We start from the raw sequence: 16,461 nt of genomic DNA, 5'->3' as shown, positions 1-16,461 counted from the left end.
TATTGGTGAGTCTCTTTTCTTTGCGTATAATAGAAGTATGAAGGTTGTCTTTTGAAAGGGGAATAACATACGTGATACATACATATGAAGAAGCGATAGGATGGATTCATAGCCGATTGAAATTTGGGATAAAACCAGGACTAGAAAGAATGCAATGGATGTTAGAAGAGCTCGGAAATCCAGAGCGTCATATAAAATGTGTTCATCTTGCTGGTACAAATGGAAAAGGTTCAACTTTAACGTATATGCGCTACATGCTAGAAGACGCAAAATATAAGGTTGGAACATTTACCTCTCCTTACATTGAAACATTTAATGAGCGTATTAGTGTGAACGGAACGCCAATTGCAGATGAAGAGATTGCGGAACTTGTAAAGATGGTAAAGCCAGTCGTTGAAAAACTAGACGAGACGGATTTAGGAGAAGCAACTGAGTTTGAAATTATTACTGTTATGGCAATTTGTTATTTCGGTAAAGTTAATTTCTGTGATGTTGTTTTATTTGAAACAGGGCTTGGGGGAAGGTTTGATTCTACAAATGTTATTCATCCTGTTCTCACGATTATTACGAATATCGGTCACGATCATATGCATATTTTAGGGGATACACTAGGAGAAATTGCATATGAAAAGGCAGGGATTATTAAGTCAGGTGTTCCAGTAATTACTGGTGTACAAGATGAAGAAGCATTGCAAGTCATTCAAAAGGTTGCGAAGGAAAATCATGCAAACGTATATGAACTTGGAAAACAATTTACATCACTACATAAACATTCTAATGAAGATGGGGAACATTTTGATTTTGCTTGTCCATTCGCCTCATTTAAAGATGTTCGGATTTCAATGAAGGGTATTCATCAAGTAGGCAATGCTACAGTAGCGCTTATGGCAGTAATGTATTTAAAAACATATTTATCATTTTTAATTAATGAAGAGGAAATGAAAGCTGGATTACAAGAAGCATACTGGATTGGTCGATTTGAAAAGTTACAAAGTAATCCAGATATTATAATAGACGGTGCTCATAATCCAGAGGGTATTGAAAGTCTTGTGAAAACAGTAGAGGCGCATTACAAAGATAAAAATGTAATAGTTTTATTTACTGCTCTTGGTGACAAACAGTTACATAACATGGTAGGGCAATTAGAAGAAGTTGCTGATGAAATAATATTTACGACATTTGCCTTTGATCGTGCCATTTCTGCTGACAAACTTGCATCGTATTCGCAAAAAGAATCAAAATTAATTTTTGAAGATTGGAAAGAGGCAATTGATAAGAAGATTGAAATGATAGGAAAAAATGATGTCTTCATCATAACTGGTTCTCTATATTTCATTTCTGAAGTTCGAAAATATATTTGCGAAAAAAACTAGATAGTATTTGCTATCTAGTTTTTTGTTCTACAAATGAAGTCAAATGCATACATATAAGATAATTATATAGGGTAATTTGGCGAATTCCTCTGACAAATATCTCGTTTTTTTGTGAAATGAATATGATATGATGCGGACAACGATAAGAGGTGAGGTGTGAGTGTATGGACAAGCAATCACGAACGATCTCAGTGAAAGTAAATGGAACAGAAGCGAAGTATGAAGAAAAGAAGAAAGATGAGTTTGAATGGATGGTAGTAGAAAGTGAAAGACCCAAAAACGTTGTTCCGTTTCAAAAAGCGAAATTAATGTCTACGGAAAAAAAACGAAAGAAGTGGAGCAATACGTTAATTGCAATCGTTGCAACTGCGATTATTATTGGTACGGCGTTGGGAATGGGAATGCTTCATGTCACTGGACAAGGTGCGACAGGAGGAAGCGAAGTAACAACCTCGAAGCAGACTTCGAATGAAGAATCAAAGGTGGGTGGAACGGCAGAACAAACACCAGCACCAAAAGAGGGAAACAAAAAAGCACAGGTAGGAACGTCATTAGATCCGATGAATTTATTTTTTGTTCAAGGAGGGATTTATTCTTCTGAAGAAAAGGGACAGGCCGCTCTTGAAGAATGGAAAGGTAATGGAGGCGTTGCAGCTTTGAAACCGAGCGGTGATAAGTATGCATTAGTCGTTGGGATTGCGAGCGATGAACAGGCCGTAAATCAATTAATGACTCAGTATAAAAACGAGGGTGTCTCCGTTTTGAAAAAGAACTGGGATATAACAGATAAAGTGTTACTTAAAGATGATAAAGAAATAGGGGCGTTTTTAACAAAAGTACAGCCATTATATACTCATTTAGCAAAATATGCTTCCAGCGTACAAGTTAGTGGAAAAAGTAATGCAACAGATATAGGAGCGATTGAAAAAGAATGGAAAGCGATTGAAAAGGAAGGGAAAAGTATGAAGCGTGAAGATGCGAAGAAGCTTTATACGTATATATCTGTGGCTATGCAAACGATTAAGGAAGGAAAGAGCGATAAGGAATCTGTAGCTAAATTAAATCAAGTTATTATTGATGGGTTACTTTCGTACGAAAAAATGGTTTCACAAAAAGTAAAATAATAAGATAATGAGATGAAGGAGAAAGAAGTACGTACACTTCTTTCTTTTCTTTTGAATTTAGAGCAAAATGCTTTCTTTGTGGGCAGAGTATAATCGTATTAAAAAATATTATTTTGTTTAGAGAAAATGATATTTCTCTAATTTGTGGGGAAACTATTCTTTTGATACGATTGATAGGGATTGTTCTGCTTCATATGAGAAAGGAAGGAGAAAACATGAAAAAAATTATTTTAGCTTCAGGATCACCTCGGAGGAAGGAGCTGCTTGAATTGGCTGATGTGCCATTTGAAGTTGTTGTTAGTGAAGTAGATGAGACGATTGGTGCATATTCATCACCTTCTGATATTGTTATGTCGCTTGCTTTACAAAAAGCATCTGCCGTAGCAGAAAATTATAGTGATGATATTGTGTTAGGTGCAGATACAATTGTTACATATGAGTCACGTATTCTTGGAAAGCCGTCTAATGAGGCTGAGGCGAAAGAAATGTTACGATTATTATCAGGGAAAACACATGAAGTATATACTGGTGTTGCGATTATATCAAAAGACAAAACAATCACTTTTTACGAGCGTACAGAAGTTACATTTTGGGAATTAACAGAAGAGGAAATTGACGCATATGTTGCATCGAAGGAACCACTTGATAAAGCAGGAAGTTATGGGATCCAAGGGAAAGGATCTATTTTTGTTCAACACATTCAAGGGGATTATTATAGTGTAGTAGGCTTGCCAATTGCACGTCTTGTTCGTGAATTAAAACAGTTTGGTAGCGATGTAACCCATGCGTAAAATTGCATGGGGTTTTCTTTGAGAGAACTAATAAAAAAGAGGTGAAGAAATGAACGGTATTCGTGATGTTGTGAAAGAGGAACAGCCACGGGAGCGTTTATTATTAGAAGGAGCAGGAAGTTTATCGAATCGAGAGCTTCTTGCAGTATTACTCAGAACAGGTTCTAAAGAAGATACAGTTTTAACGTTATCAGATAAAATTTTACACCATTTTGATGGTTTACGAATGTTGAAAGACGCGACGTTAGAAGAGCTAATAAGCATTCATGGTGTTGGAATCGTAAAAGCATCGCAACTTATGGCTGCTTTTGAATTAGGGAGAAGAATGGTTCGTTTAGAATATCGAAATAGATATAGCATTCGAAGCCCGGAAGATTGTGCGAGTTATATGATGGAAGAGATGCGTTTTTTACAGCAGGAGCATTTTGTGTGTTTATATTTGAATACGAAAAATCAAGTTATACATAGGCAAACGATTTTTATTGGAAGTTTAAATACGTCGATTGTGCATCCGAGGGAAGTTTTTAAAGAAGCATTCCGTCGTGCAGCAGCCTCTATAATATGTCTTCATAACCATCCCTCAGGAGATCCGGCGCCGAGCCGAGAAGATATTGAAGTAACAAAACGTTTAGTAGAATGCGGCCAGATTATCGGAATTGAAGTACTTGATCATATTATAATAGGTGACCATAAATTCGTGAGTTTAAAGGAAAAAGGTCATATTTAAGACTATGCTTTTTACTTATTTTGTTTTATAATGTGATTTATGAGTTTTTTGTAGAAAATTATCTGCAAAAAGGATACAGATATAAAAAAACGTACTGTTTTTATCATATAAAGTAAGAAAAAATGAGTCCGTGAAAACAAGAAAGGAAGATAAATAATATGTTTGGATTTGGTGGCTTTACTCGCGATCTTGGAATAGATTTAGGAACTGCGAACACGCTTGTATATGTGAAAGGAAAAGGTGTAGTTTTACGTGAGCCTTCAGTAGTAGCATTACAAACTGATACAAAACAAATCGTTGCAGTAGGTAGCGATGCAAAACAAATGATTGGTCGTACACCAGGAAACGTAGTGGCACTTCGCCCTATGAAAGACGGTGTAATTGCTGATTACGAAACAACAGCAACAATGATGAAATATTACATTCAACAAGCTCAAAAATCAAATGGATTCTTCTCACGTAAACCATACGTAATGGTATGTGTACCATCTGGTATTACAGCTGTAGAAAGACGTGCAGTAATCGATGCAACTCGTCAAGCTGGTGCTCGTGATGCATATCCAATTGAAGAGCCATTTGCAGCAGCGATTGGTGCGAACTTACCTGTTTGGGAACCAACTGGTAGTATGGTTGTTGATATCGGTGGTGGTACAACAGAAGTTGCAATTATTTCTTTAGGCGGTATTGTAACAAGCCAATCAGTTCGTGTTGCTGGTGATGATATGGACGATTCAATCATTCAATACATTAAGAAGAGCTATAACTTAATGATCGGTGAAAGAACAGCAGAAGCATTAAAATTAGAAATCGGTTCTGCAGGCGAGCCAGAAGGTATTGAACCTATGGAAATTCGCGGTCGTGATTTAGTAAGTGGTTTACCAAAAACAGTACTAATTCAACCAGAAGAAATTGCAGATGCATTAAAAGATACAGTAGATGCGATTGTAGAATCAGTTAAAAATACGTTAGAGAAAACTCCACCTGAATTAGCGGCAGATATTATGGACCGTGGTATCGTATTAACAGGTGGCGGGGCATTACTACGTAACTTAGATAAAGTTATTAGTGAAGAAACAAATATGCCAGTTCTTGTTGCAGAAAATCCATTAGATTGCGTAGCAATTGGAACGGGTAAAGCATTAGACAATATCGACCTTTTCAAAACTGCTGCTCGATAATATTGCAAAATAAAAATCAATGAAATTAAGAGGGTGTGAACGTGCCACAGTTTTTCTTAAACAAAAGATTAATTGTTTTGTTAGTTAGTATTATTCTTCTCGTGGCATTGATTGGAATCTCATTGAAAGAACGGAACAGTTTAACATGGCCAGAGCAGTTTATAAAAGATACTGTTGGTGTTGTAGAACGTGTATTCCAAAAGCCAGCGAATTATGTTGCCGGATTCTTCGAAAACGTAGAAGATGTAAAGCGCACGTATGAAGAGAATAAAGAATTAAAAGCAAAATTAGATAATTATGCAGACCTATCAGGAAAAGTAAAACAATTAGAAGATGATAAAAAGAAATTACAAGAGTTAACTGGTAAAACAGCGTTAAATAGCGGTTATACTGAAATTCCAGCTACTGTTGTTTCTCGTAATCCAGATAAATGGTACGATTTAATTGGAATTGATAAAGGGGCACAGCAAGGAATTAAAAAGGATATGGCTGTAGTAACTTCACAAGGTTTAGTTGGACGAGTGAAAAGTGTATCTCAGTTTACATCATCAGTAGAGTTACTAAGCTCTATGAGCCGAACAAATCGTGTTTCTGCTATTGTACAAGGTGATGAGAAAATCTTTGGATTGATTGAAGGTTACGATAAAGAAAAGCACTTACTTCTTTTTACAAAGATTGGCTCTGATGCTAAGGTAGAGAAAGATCAACTAGTTGTAACATCTGGACTTGGTGATATTTTCCCGAAAGGTCTTGTAATTGGGAAAATCGTTGATGTTCAGCCTGATCCATACGGTTTAACAAAAACAGCTTATGTAAAACCTGCTGCTGATTTAAATGACGTAGAGCATATTACGGTTGTCAAACGTGACACGCCTTCGGCGCCGTTAGAATAGGAGGGGAAGAAGAGATGATGAAGATTTTAAAAAGAGCAGCTCTTCCTCTTTTGCTCCTTTTTGTTTTTTTATTTGAAAATATGTTCTCTACTGTTGTTCCAACAGACGTTTTTTGGAAAGACAGTATAGCAGCACCGCATTTCTTTATAATTGTGTTATGTTTTATTACAGTGTACTATGGTCCGGTTCAAGGGATTTACTACGGACTATTATTTGGTTTCTTATTTGATACCGTATACACAGAACTTGTTGGTATATATATATTTGCCTATCCAATTTTGGCATATTTAGTTTATAGTACGATGAAGATATTGCAATTGAATTTATTTATTGTTGTTTCTATCGTATTAGCTAGTATTGCAGCATTAGAGTATTATGTGTATGGATTTTTAACTTTGTTAGGGCGTACTCACATGTCGGCGTATGTCTTTTTCACCGATCGTCTCCTTGCTACTTTATTGCTAAATGGAATTTTCTTATTGATAGTTTGTTTCCCACTGAGACGATATTTAGTGCGTCTTTCAAAAGCGATGGAAGAAAAAGAAAAAAGGATTTTCTAATTTTATGTCGAATTGAATCGGTGGGGTGAACTTTAGTGGAAGAAAAAAAGCAACAAAATGTAACGATAAAAGGGACAAAAGATGGAATAACACTTCATTTAGATGATTGCTGTTCATTCTCTGAACTATTAAAAGAATTGGATGAAAAGCTTTCTACACATTACTATGATGGTGACGGACGTTCTTTGATTGAAGTGCGTGTTAAAGTAGGAAATCGTTATTTAACAGAAGTACAACAAGAAGAGATTCGTACGTTAATTCGCAATAAGAAGAATCTTGTTGTGGAATCAATTGATAGTGATGTTATAACAAAAGCAGAAGCAATAGCTTGGAAAGAAGAAACAGAAATTGTCCCTATTTCCAAAATTGTTCGCTCTGGACAAGTGTTACATGTAAAAGGAAATTTATTATTAATTGGAGATGTTAATCCAGGCGGAACGGTTATCGCTGGGGGGAATATTTTTGTCGTGGGATCACTAAGAGGGATTGCACATGCGGGGTATGATGGAGATTTAGAAGCTGTTATTGCTGCATCTATTATGAACCCTATGCAACTCCGAATTAGTGATGTGACAATGCGGGCTCCGGAAGAGAAAGAGGACGGAGCGGAGGCGGCCGAATGTGCGTATATTAATGAGAACAATCACATTGTTGTCGATCGCCTGCAACTTCTCACTCATCTTAGACCTAATTTAACAAAGTTAGAAAGGGGAATTGTATAGCTGTGGGAGAGGCAATAGTAATTACATCTGGAAAAGGCGGCGTAGGTAAAACTACAACGTCTGCGAACATTGGTACAGCCCTTGCGTTATCTGGAAAGAAAGTGTGTTTAATTGATACAGATATCGGTTTACGCAATTTAGACGTAGTAATGGGGCTGGAAAATCGTATTGTATTTGATCTTGTTGATGTCGTTGAAGGGCGTTGTCGTTTACCTCAGGCTCTTATTAAAGATAAGCGTTTTGATGATCTTTATTTATTACCTGCAGCACAAACGAGCGATAAATCGGCGGTAACACCTGAACAAATGGATGAATTAATACAAGTATTACGTCAAGATTATGATTACATATTAATTGATTGTCCTGCGGGGATTGAGCAGGGATTTAAAAATGCTGTAGCAGGTGCGGATAAAGCAATCGTAGTAACGACGCCAGAGGTATCCTCAATGCGTGATGCAGATCGTATTATCGGGCTTTTAGAGAAAGAGGATATTGAACCGCCGAAACTTGTCATTAACCGTGTGCGTAGTCATATGCTTCATGAACAGGATATGTTAGATGTTGATGAAATCGTACGTACATTGTCAATCGAGCTTCTTGGTGTTGTCGAAGATGATGATGAAGTTATTCGTGCTACGAATACAGGCGAACCTGTAGCGTTGCAACCGAGCGGAAAAGCAGCACTAGCTTATCGCAATATTGCAAGACGTTTGTTAGGTGAGAATGTGCCATTACAAGCATTTGAACAAGAAAAAGTATCGGTATTTACAAAGATGAAAAATTTCTTTGGGATTCGTTAAAAGCACTTCGCATATATGCGGAGTGCTTTCTTTTTTTCTTCGCATGAATATCTTTCTTCCATAACTCATACATATGTACAAACTGTATATAACTGTTTCTATTTGAATAAGGCTCACTAAAGAAAGGAGACAGTATGAAGAATAGACGTGTGGAAGAAATTAAAAAGCGGATTGCGAAAAGGAAAGCAGAGCAAGAAAGGATGGAGGAAGATCAGTATTTTGCTGGAGGGGACTTTGATAGTGACACGGTATTTATTGAAGAAGGAGAGAAGGAAATTCACCCTCTATTTCGAAAAGAAGTTTTTCTCTTCAAAGTTTTGCTATCAGCAATATTAGTTCTCTCAGTTGCTATTTTATTTAAAAATGCACCTTCTTCTTTTGATGGTACTAGAGCTGTCACAGAAAAAGTTATGCAAGAAGAATTTCAATTTGCTACTATATCGAAATGGTATGAAAAGCAGTTTGGAAAACCTCTCGTTTTCTTTTCTCCAAATGAGAAAAAAGAAAAGACTATTCAGCAAAAGGATTATGCGATTCCTGCCTCTGGAAAGGTGATGCAAGGGTTTCAAAAAAATGGCCAAGGTGTATTTGTTCAAACGGCTACAAATGCAACGGTTGAGTCAGTAAATGAAGGTGTAGTTGTTTTTGCGGGCAAGAAAGAGGAACTTGGAAATACAGTTCAAATTCAACACGCTGATGGCACGGAGTCTTGGTATGGAAATTTAAACGATATGTCAGTAAAATTATATGATTACGTTTCAAAAAAACAAAAAATCGGAACGGTGAATAGTGACGAAAATAATAAAAACGGTAAATTTTATTTCGCGATGAAAAAGAATGAAAAATTTATTGATCCTATTCAGGTGATTTCATTTGATTAAATATAGAGATGTTTTAACGAAAATTACGGTGCATCCATTGTTTTGGGTTATTATCGTTATTGGTATTTTTACAGCGCGTTTTAAAGAGTTACTATTACTATTTTGTATCGTTTTAGTTCATGAATTGGGGCATGCTTTTGCAGCTGCATATTATAATTGGCGTATTAAACAAATTCAGCTTTTGCCGTTTGGTGGCGTAGCTGAGATGGAGGAACATGGGAATAAATCATTAAAAGAAGAATTGATTGTCGTTATGGCGGGACCAATTCAGCATATATGGATGATTGCAGTCGCCTATATTTTGTATCAAGCGGGCTGGGTAACTGATGATTTGTACCATTTCTTTGTATGGAATAATGTCATTATCTTAGGATTTAATTTATTGCCTATTTGGCCACTTGATGGCGGAAAAGTATTATTTAATGTATTATCATATCGTTTTCCGTATTTACAAGCACATGAAAAGATGATGAAATTGTCATGTGTTTTTTTTAGTGTAATATTAGGATGGCAGTTACTTTGGAATAGTAATAACATTATGATGTGGGTATTACTCGTTTTTCTAGCGATTTCTTTGTATCAAGAATGGAAACAAAGAAGGTACGCATTTATGCGTTTTTTATTAGAACGTTATTATGGGAATAAAAGAGATATTGAAAAGATTGCACCTATTGAGGTGAAAACAGAAGATCGCTTGTATACGATTTTTACAAAATTTCGTAGAGGATATAAACACTCTATTATCGTCCATGGAAAATATAAAGAGCATTACACATTGGACGAAAATGAATTGCTCTATGCGTATTTTGCTGAAAAACGAACAACTTCGTCTGTTGAAGAATTAATTGGTTAGTGTTGACGACGACACTAACCTTTTATATTGTAAGGAAAAGAAGTGAAAAGTGAGGAAAAAATTTTGAAGACGTTATATATAAACTACACTGGTTCGGAAAAGCGTGTTGCGATAGAAGAGAAACAAAAAATTGTCGAGCTTTTATGGAAAAGGAATGAAGAGCAGGAGATTGTCGGGCATATTTATGTTGGGCGTATCGTAAGAACAATTGCTGGAATGAACGCAGCCTTTGTAAATATCGGATTAGAAAAACATGCATATCTTTCATATGATGATGTACCATCTTCATATCGCATACATGAAGGACAGGCGATACTTGTACAAGTTGTGAAAGAAGCAATTGATACGAAAGGTCCTAAGTTAACAGCGAATATAGAATTTACCGGAAAATATGTTGTTTACATGCCGTATGATGAAATGCGCGCTATTTCTCGGAAAATAAAAAATAACAAAAGAAGACAACAGTTGCTCGGAGTTGAAGTGAAAGGAACGGGTGGATACATTTTCCGCTCTGCTTCTGAAAAAGGAACAATTGATGAAATACAAGCTGAAATGCAAGGGTTGCAGCAGTTATATGAAGAATTAAAAAGAAGAGAAGAGCAAGGAAAGGCGCCGTTACTACTTCATCGACCAGCGACGTTTTTAGATCGTGTATTTCAGGAGAACCCAATTGAAACGATTGAAAAAGTAGTTGCAGATACGAGAAGTGTAGTAAAAGAATTAGAAGAAAAAGTAGGGGAAGAAAGAGTATCCTTTTACAATGAAAAATCTTCGATGTTTAACCATTTTGGAATAGATCGTGAAATCGAGAAAGCACTTCAAAAAATTGTGTGGCTACCAAATGGTGCGTATCTAATTGTAGAACAAATGGAGACGATGACTGTAATTGATGTGAATACAGGCAAATTTACTGGAAAACAAAATTTACAAGATACTGTACTTCGCACAAATGAAGCGGCTGCTGAAGAGATTGCTCGTCAATTAAGACTGCGTGATATTGGCGGTATGATATTAATTGATTTTATTAATATGAAAAGACGAGAAGATAAAGAGAAGGTAAGAGAGAGTTTAATGTTAGCTTTACAAGATGATCGTACATATACGAGAGTACTCGGATTTACGGAATTAGGAATTTTAGAGATGACGCGTAAACGTAAGAAACATTCGTTACGTGACGTATTATTAGAAGAATGTGTACCATGTAAAGCGACGGGATATGTCATGTCTTATGAAACAATTGCGTATGAGTTAGAGAGAGAATTAATTACATATGGCAATATAGAAGATGAAGCAGTATTAATCGCTGCACCGAAAATTTTGCAAAAGCATTTTCTACAAAAAGAATTACAAAAAAATCTTCCATTTGAAATTTATTTCAAAGATGATATTATCGAAAAGTACGCTATTATCCGATTTGGAAGTAAGAAAGAAATTGTAGAACGGAAAAAATAGTTAGTAGAACATTTATTGACAATAGTCTATGATTCATGATAACATCTTTATGTTATAGTTTATAGCACCTAAACGGCTATATGCTACAACCGCACAAAACAGGTTCCCTAAAGACATGTATGTCTACCTCGTTTTTGGCGAGTCTTAGTAATTAAGAGGAGGTGCAAGTATGTACGCAATTATCGAAACAGGTGGAAAACAAATTAAAGTTGAAGCTGGTCAAGCAATCTACATTGAAAAATTAGATGTTGAAGCTGGTGAAACTGTTACTTTTGACAAAGTTCTTTTCGTTGGTGGCGAAAACGTTAAAGTTGGTAGCCCAGTTGTAGAAGGCGCAACAGTGACTGCTAAAGTTGAAAAACAAGGTCGCGCTAAGAAAATCATCGTTTTCAAATACAAAGCGAAAAAGAACAATCGTAAGAAACAAGGTCATCGTCAACCTTACACTAAGCTAGTTGTTGAAGCTATCAACGCTTAATTCAGGTTAACATGATTAAAATTACGATAAGTCGCACGAAATTAGGAAGTATCCAATCATTTAAAATGACTGGACATGCCGATTATGCGCCACATGGACAAGACCTTGTCTGTGCTGGAACTACAGCGGTTGTGTTTGGTTCTATAAATGCAGTGGAAGAACTTTGTAATGTGCAGGCAACTATTGAACTCGGAAGTGATGGCGGATTCTTAACGTATGAATTGCCTAATGATTTAGACGTTCATGCAGCAGAAAAAGCACAAACGCTTTTAGAAGGATTGGTTGTTTCGCTAAAGACGATCGAACTTGATTACGGAAAGTATATCCGTTTAATAGAAAAAGTGCAGGAGGTGTAACGTATGTTAAGATTAGATCTTCAGTTTTTCGCATCTAAGAAAGGTGTAGGTAGTACAAAGAACGGTCGTGACTCTCAGTCAAAACGTCTTGGTGCTAAACGCGCAGATGGTCAAACGGTTTCAGGTGGTTCAATTCTTTACCGTCAACGCGGTACAAAAATTTATCCAGGTGTTAACGTTGGTCGTGGTGGCGATGACACTTTATACGCGAAAGTTGACGGCGTAGTACGCTTTGAGCGTCTTGGCCGTGACCGCAAACAAGTGAGCGTATATCCTGTTGCTCAAGAAGCATAAGAACTCACGGAAAACTCTAACCTGAGTGCAGGTTAGAGTTTTTCTATATTAAGGGGTATCTAAATGAATGAAAAATGGACAATTATAGATGCGTTGCGCCATTCAAGACATGATTGGCTCAATCGTATGCAGATGGTTAAAGGAAACCTTTCCCTTGGAAAAGTGGAAGAGATTCATAGGCTCATCGATCGTTTTGTCCAAGAAGCGAGACAAGAATCCAATCTGATAGGGCTATCAATGCCTTTATTTTCAGAGTGGATTTTAACATATAATTGGAAACAGCAGCCGTGCTTATTGGAGTACGAAGTATTAGGGAAATTACATAACTTATCTCACTTAGATGAGACTGTATGTACATGGACGAATCAATTTTTCTCAATGCTTCAGCATAGTTTAGACGTATATGTTGAAAATTATGTTTGTATCACAATTGAATGTGACGCGGAGAATGCTCGTTTCTTTTTTGATTTTCGTGGTAAGCTAACGAGTGTAGAAGAACTACAGAATTGGCTTGCGAACCAAAACAATAAATGGTATTCCATTTCTTATACAGTACGAGACGAAGAAGTCTCAGTTATATTACAACCAATCGAAAAAAGTGTGGTGAAATAATGTTTGTAGATCAGGTCAAGATATATGTAAAAGGCGGCGACGGTGGTAACGGAATGGTTGCGTATCGTCGTGAGAAGTATGTACCTAAAGGTGGCCCAGCAGGTGGCGACGGTGGTAAAGGTGCAGATGTTGTTTTCGTTGTTGAGGAAGGCTTACGTACATTAATGGACTTCCGCTACCAACGTCATTTCAAAGCTGATCGTGGTCAGCACGGAATGAGTAAAGGTCAGCACGGTCGTAAATCTGAAGATTTAATCGTAAAGGTTCCACCGGGAACAATAGTAAAAGATGAAAAAACAGGTGAAATTCTTGCCGATTTAGTAACGCATGAACAAACAGCTGTAATCGCAAAAGGTGGCCGCGGTGGCCGTGGTAACTCACGTTTCGCAACACCGACGAACCCAGCGCCAGAAATCGCTGAGAACGGGGAACCAGGTCAAGAACGTGATGTCACGCTAGAACTTAAAGTACTAGCAGATGTTGGACTTGTTGGATTCCCGAGTGTAGGTAAATCTACATTATTATCTGTTGTATCATCAGCGCGTCCGAAAATTGCAGAGTATCACTTTACAACAATCGTTCCAAATCTTGGTGTTGTTGAAACTGGTGATAACCGCAGCTTCGTTATGGCTGACCTTCCTGGACTAATTGAAGGCGCACATGCCGGCGTCGGACTTGGACACCAATTCTTACGTCATATTGAGCGTACACGTGTAATCGTGCACGTTATCGATATGTCTGGTTTAGAAGGCCGTGAGCCATATGAAGATTATGTAACAATCAATAGTGAACTAAAAGAATACAATATGCGTTTAACTGAGCGTCCACAAGTTGTTGTTGCAAACAAAATGGATATGCCAGGTGCAGAAGAAAACTTACAAGCATTTAAAGAAAAATTGGGAGACGAAGTGAAAATTTTCCCAATCTCAGCTGTAACGAAACAAGGTGTTCGTGACTTACTATTTGAAGTAGCGAACTTATTAGAAACAACACCAGAATTCCCAATGTACGATGATGTAGAAGAATCTGAAGCAAGTGTAATGTACAAATTTGAATCTGAATCTAATTTTGAAATTACACGCGAAAGTGATGGCACATTTGTTATTTCTGGTTATGATATTGAGAAAACATTCAAAATGACAGACTTCTCACGTGATGAATCTGTACGCCGATTTGCTCGTCAAATGCGTGGAATGGGTATTGATGAAGCTCTTCGTGCACGTGGTGCAGTAGACGGAGATATTGTAAAAATTCTTGAATATCAATTTGAATTTATCGATTAAGACTGCCGAAATATGGCAGTCTTTTTTTTATCCCGCTATTTGTGGGCAGTAAAACTTCCACCTCAAAATTCAGCTGGAGCAAAGAAGTTTAGGGGGAGCCTTACTGCCCGTAAACACCCAATTGGTGTGGGCTAATAATCAGTGGGGGAGGAACAAAAGCCCCACCGATTAAAGTTTCACTTTATATCGTAAAAGTCTGATTCTTATAGGAAAAAATCTCCACTAATCAAATTTTCAATTTATAATAGAAAAAGAAGTAATTTTAGAAGAATATTTATGGGGAGAAAGAGAACATGTATAAAATATTAATTGTAGAAGACGATGAGAAAATCGCGGGAATATTAGAGGAGCATTTAGAAAGGTATGGCTATCAATCATTTAGAGTAAGTGATTTACGTCATATAAAAAATGAGTTCGTAAAAATAAATCCACATCTAGTGTTACTCGATATTAATTTACCGTACTTTGATGGTTTCTATTGGTGTCGTCAAATCCGCACTGTATCGAATGCGCCGATTATTTTTGTTTCTGCAAGAACAGGGGAAATGGATCAAGTAATGGCGATTGAAAATGGTGGAGATGATTACATTACGAAGCCATTCCACTTAGATATTGTAATGGCAAAGGTGAAAAGTGCACTTCGCCGTGGGTATGGTGAGTATGCTGCTGCTGCTGAGAGTGATTGTTTAGGTGTAAATGGACTGTTGTTATTCCCTTCTCAACACGTTGTTGAGTGGCAAGGGCAACAAACAGAACTGACAAAAAATGAATTTTACTTATTAGAGTGTTTAATGAAACAGGCGAATCAATACGTAACGCGCGAAGAACTATTAGAGGCCCTGTGGGATGAAGTAGCCTTTGTTGATGATAATACATTAACCGTAAATGTAAAACGTGTAAGGAAGAAACTAGAGGAGTTAGGCATTAAAAATGCAATTGTAACGAAACGTGGATATGGTTATGCGCTTCTTACAGAGTGGGGCGAAGGGCATGAAGGTTAAAAATTACCTCATGGACCGCTTTTCTTTAATTCTTTCTTATATTGTTAGCCTTTGTTTATTTGGGCTCGTTTTGCAGTTGCAAAGTCTTTTAGAAAAGAAATCCATTGATTGGAGCACGTGGTTATACGGACTTTTATTAGGGACAGTTGTGTTTACTGTATACCTCATTTACGATTACCGAAAACGGAGTGTGTTTTTAAAGAGGATCGAAAAGTATGTTACTGGCGGAAATACATTACATGACTCCTTACTTATCGATACTTCTTATACGTCAGAACAAGAGATGGTCGTCGAATCGTTTACGCTATTAAGGCAGCAATATATGAATGAAGTTCATAAACAGCATGCGAAAGAGCAACAGCAAATGATATTTATGAACCAATGGATTCATCAAATGAAAACACCAGTATCGGTTATTGAATTATTGTTACAGAAATATGGTAAGGAACATCGTGAGGCAAGGGGAACGATTGAAAGTATTCGTGAAGAAAATAACCGTATTTTAAATGGCTTAGATTTAGCGTTACATATGGCAAGATTAGATCAGTTTGCGAAGGATTATAAAGTAGAAGTAGTAAATGTTATAGATGTCATTCGAGATATTATTAATGAAAATCGAAAGTCGTTCATTCAATCGTCTGTATTTCCGAAACTGATGGTTGAAGAAGAAGCTTGTATGATTGCGTCTGATAGAAAGTGGCTTAGTATCGCCATGAGCCAAATTGTTGTAAATGCAATTAAGTATACAAAAATTGCAGAAGCAGAGAAAAAAGAAATTCAATTTCAAATTGAAGAGAAAGATCAAAAGGTGTTACTACATATTAAGGACAATGGAATCGGTATTCCAGAGCAAGATGTAAAGCGCATATTTGATCCATTCTTTACGGGAATAAACGGCCGTAAAACGAGAGAAGCGACTGGAATGGGTTTATATATTACGAAGGAAATTTGCGATAATTTACATCATGGAATGTATGTTCAATCGGCTGAAGGAGAAGGAACGACATTCACATTCCAATTTGCAAAAGATGAAGAATATCATGCATTGATGAGAAAAATGACAAAACTGTAAGATAACAAAAC

The 16,461-nt window shown here is 36.8% G+C and carries 19 protein-coding genes and 1 other annotated feature; all 19 genes read left to right on the top strand.

Translation table 11 applies throughout. From position 1 onward, the window contains the following. Positions 1-71 precede the first annotated feature (71 nt). The 19 genes from LUS72_RS22070 to LUS72_RS21980 all read left to right on the top strand — a co-directional run bounded on the left by LUS72_RS22070 (position 72) and on the right by LUS72_RS21980 (position 16,450). The gene (locus LUS72_RS22070; protein ID WP_264448260.1) at positions 72-1,373 is read left to right on the top strand and encodes a bifunctional folylpolyglutamate synthase/dihydrofolate synthase; all 1,302 of its coding nucleotides are present in this window, start codon (positions 72-74) and stop codon (positions 1,371-1,373) included. A gap of 164 nt (positions 1,374-1,537) precedes the next feature. Beyond that, the gene (locus tag LUS72_RS22065; protein ID WP_097830559.1) at positions 1,538-2,497 is read left to right on the top strand and encodes a stage II sporulation protein B; all 960 of its coding nucleotides are present in this window, start codon (positions 1,538-1,540) and stop codon (positions 2,495-2,497) included. Positions 2,498-2,712: 215 nt separating this feature from the next. Continuing rightward, positions 2,713-3,288, top strand: a complete 576-nt coding sequence (locus LUS72_RS22060; protein ID WP_097830560.1) for a Maf family protein — start codon at positions 2,713-2,715, stop codon at positions 3,286-3,288. 49 nt (positions 3,289-3,337) lie between these two features. After that, positions 3,338-4,015: a DNA repair protein RadC gene (radC, locus tag LUS72_RS22055; protein ID WP_097830561.1), complete on the top strand. Its 678-nt coding sequence runs from the start codon at positions 3,338-3,340 to the stop codon at positions 4,013-4,015. A 158-nt stretch (positions 4,016-4,173) separates the two neighbouring features. Next, entirely contained in the window at positions 4,174-5,193 is a 1,020-nt protein-coding gene (gene mreB, locus LUS72_RS22050) for a cell shape-determining protein MreB (protein WP_000466738.1), read from the top strand. 41 nt (positions 5,194-5,234) lie between these two features. Beyond that, complete coding sequence (mreC, locus tag LUS72_RS22045) at positions 5,235-6,086, top strand: rod shape-determining protein MreC (RefSeq protein WP_097830562.1); 852 nt, start codon at positions 5,235-5,237, stop codon at positions 6,084-6,086. A 14-nt stretch (positions 6,087-6,100) separates the two neighbouring features. Further along, positions 6,101-6,646 (top strand): rod shape-determining protein MreD, encoded by a 546-nt coding sequence (mreD, locus tag LUS72_RS22040; protein ID WP_097830563.1) that lies wholly within the window; start codon positions 6,101-6,103, stop codon positions 6,644-6,646. A gap of 35 nt (positions 6,647-6,681) precedes the next feature. Next, positions 6,682-7,368, top strand: coding sequence for a septum site-determining protein MinC (gene minC / locus LUS72_RS22035; protein WP_264448259.1), 687 nt, complete (start codon positions 6,682-6,684; stop codon positions 7,366-7,368). A gap of 2 nt (positions 7,369-7,370) precedes the next feature. Continuing rightward, positions 7,371-8,168, top strand: a complete 798-nt coding sequence (gene minD, locus LUS72_RS22030) for a septum site-determining protein MinD (RefSeq protein ID WP_000503310.1) — start codon at positions 7,371-7,373, stop codon at positions 8,166-8,168. A gap of 134 nt (positions 8,169-8,302) precedes the next feature. Next, the gene (locus LUS72_RS22025) at positions 8,303-9,049 is read left to right on the top strand and encodes a M23 family metallopeptidase (RefSeq protein WP_097830564.1); all 747 of its coding nucleotides are present in this window, start codon (positions 8,303-8,305) and stop codon (positions 9,047-9,049) included. Beyond that, positions 9,042-9,902, top strand: a complete 861-nt coding sequence (locus LUS72_RS22020) for a M50 family metallopeptidase (protein WP_097830565.1) — start codon at positions 9,042-9,044, stop codon at positions 9,900-9,902. The genes LUS72_RS22025 and LUS72_RS22020 overlap by 8 nt, the downstream gene beginning before the upstream one ends. 63 nt (positions 9,903-9,965) lie before the next feature. Then, the gene (locus tag LUS72_RS22015; RefSeq protein WP_264448258.1) at positions 9,966-11,354 is read left to right on the top strand and encodes an Rne/Rng family ribonuclease; all 1,389 of its coding nucleotides are present in this window, start codon (positions 9,966-9,968) and stop codon (positions 11,352-11,354) included. A gap of 77 nt (positions 11,355-11,431) precedes the next feature. Continuing rightward, positions 11,432-11,509, top strand: a sequence feature (ribosomal protein L21 leader region). Positions 11,510-11,523: 14 nt separating this feature from the next. Further along, complete coding sequence (gene rplU, locus LUS72_RS22010; protein ID WP_000270907.1) at positions 11,524-11,832, top strand: 50S ribosomal protein L21; 309 nt, start codon at positions 11,524-11,526, stop codon at positions 11,830-11,832. Between the two features lie 11 nt (positions 11,833-11,843). Then, positions 11,844-12,188 carry a ribosomal-processing cysteine protease Prp gene (locus LUS72_RS22005; RefSeq protein WP_001973720.1) on the top strand — a complete coding sequence of 115 codons (345 nt, stop codon included), beginning with the start codon at positions 11,844-11,846 and terminating at the stop codon, positions 12,186-12,188. A 3-nt stretch (positions 12,189-12,191) separates the two neighbouring features. Beyond that, complete coding sequence (rpmA, locus tag LUS72_RS22000; RefSeq protein WP_000944957.1) at positions 12,192-12,482, top strand: 50S ribosomal protein L27; 291 nt, start codon at positions 12,192-12,194, stop codon at positions 12,480-12,482. Between the two features lie 63 nt (positions 12,483-12,545). Continuing rightward, positions 12,546-13,094 (top strand): sporulation initiation phosphotransferase B, encoded by a 549-nt coding sequence (locus tag LUS72_RS21995; protein ID WP_097830566.1) that lies wholly within the window; start codon positions 12,546-12,548, stop codon positions 13,092-13,094. Beyond that, on the top strand, positions 13,094-14,377 hold the full coding sequence (obgE, locus tag LUS72_RS21990) for a GTPase ObgE (protein WP_000497117.1): 1,284 nt from the start codon (positions 13,094-13,096) through the stop codon (positions 14,375-14,377). The genes LUS72_RS21995 and obgE overlap by 1 nt, the downstream gene beginning before the upstream one ends. Before the next feature lie 293 nt (positions 14,378-14,670). Beyond that, the gene (locus LUS72_RS21985) at positions 14,671-15,378 is read left to right on the top strand and encodes a response regulator transcription factor (RefSeq protein ID WP_264448257.1); all 708 of its coding nucleotides are present in this window, start codon (positions 14,671-14,673) and stop codon (positions 15,376-15,378) included. Next, positions 15,368-16,450, top strand: a complete 1,083-nt coding sequence (locus LUS72_RS21980) for a HAMP domain-containing histidine kinase (RefSeq protein WP_097830568.1) — start codon at positions 15,368-15,370, stop codon at positions 16,448-16,450. The genes LUS72_RS21985 and LUS72_RS21980 overlap by 11 nt, the downstream gene beginning before the upstream one ends. The last annotated feature ends 11 nt before the right edge of the window (positions 16,451-16,461 follow it).

The sequence above is a fragment of the Bacillus cereus genome, from assembly GCF_025917685.1.
GTDB lineage: Bacteria > Bacillota > Bacilli > Bacillales > Bacillaceae_G > Bacillus_A > Bacillus_A cereus_AT.
Note: the sequence above shows the minus strand (reverse complement) of the source record. Positions and strands in the feature narration are given on the sequence as shown.